Source organism: Bathymodiolus azoricus thioautotrophic gill symbiont (assembly GCF_001298715.1).
In the GTDB taxonomy this organism is placed as follows: Bacteria; Pseudomonadota; Gammaproteobacteria; order PS1; family Pseudothioglobaceae; genus Thiodubiliella.
In genome coordinates, this window is sequence record NZ_CDSC02000336.1 from 1 (window position 1) to 1,063 (window position 1,063).

The window sequence follows — 1,063 nt, forward strand, 5'->3', positions numbered from 1 at the left end:
ATCTGGTTTACAGGGTCCTACAATATTGTCAAACTGATAAGCGTGGCTTACTGGTTGTTTTCATCGGCAATTTTCCATTTGCCTTTCTCTGAAAAGGCTTCAATGGTTTGGCGTTTGGCTTTGTTGATAAGATTAGAATGCGATATTTTGTATTTTTTGGCGTAATCTACCAGAGAGACAATGTCTTTGCCTTCTAAATATGCCAAGCGTTTGTGGTAACTATTGGTGAGTGCTTTGCCGATAATGTTTTCCATAGTTTTGGTTTTTCCTGATTCGTTAAATTCATTAAAGGCGGTGTAGTAATCCGCTCTATCAATAAATTTAATGTTAATCGGCACAAAGCCATCACGCATTAGTAGGTAATTATTTAGCACTCTGCCAATCCGTCCATTACCGTCAATAAAGGGATGAATTTGTTCGAAACTTAAGTGAAACAGAGTAATACGCTTAATAATATGCTCGTTATCTGTGGCAAAGTAAGTGGCTAATATTTTGTGTAATTCGGCAATAATTTTTTCAGGGGCAATGGCGATATGATTGCCAACACGCACCCATTCGTCTTTTTTTCGCCATCTACCAGCAGAGTCATCATCAATATTGACTAATAACATTTGATGTAGTAACAAAATAATTTCTAAAGTGAGTTCTGATTGTGTGGATTTTTTGTTAATGTAGTTCACCACTCTAGCAAGATTTTTTGCCTCAAACAACTCTCGCTCAGAAATATATTTGTCTAAATCAATTTGTAATAAAACTTTCTCGGTATCGCCTAGCGTTAGTGTAGAGTTTTCGATGGCGTTCGAGTTGTAAACTTGCTCTCCAACCTCGGTTTCTGAAATTAAATCCAATAAGGCCTGCTTGCCTTGATAGACTTGGTAATAACGCTTGCGCAGGCGCTGTATGTTTTCAAATATTTCTAAAGTTTTTGCCATAATTTACCATTATAACCGTTAAAAATAGTTTTATTTTATAATTTTTAATGATTATATAGAGTATAACAGTTAAATGTAAAATGAAAAAAATCCAATATTATGGTGTTGTTTGTCTTTACTGCTTGTTTTTT

1 protein-coding gene is annotated in these 1,063 nt (G+C 34.8%); it reads right to left on the reverse strand.

The genetic code is table 11. The features are described 5' to 3' along the window. Window positions 1-47: 47 nt before the first annotated feature. A complete protein-coding gene (locus BAZSYMA_RS06660; RefSeq protein WP_090716957.1) occupies window positions 48-932 on the reverse strand; it encodes a Fic family protein in 885 nt (294 codons plus the stop codon). Window positions 933-1,063 lie beyond the last annotated feature (131 nt).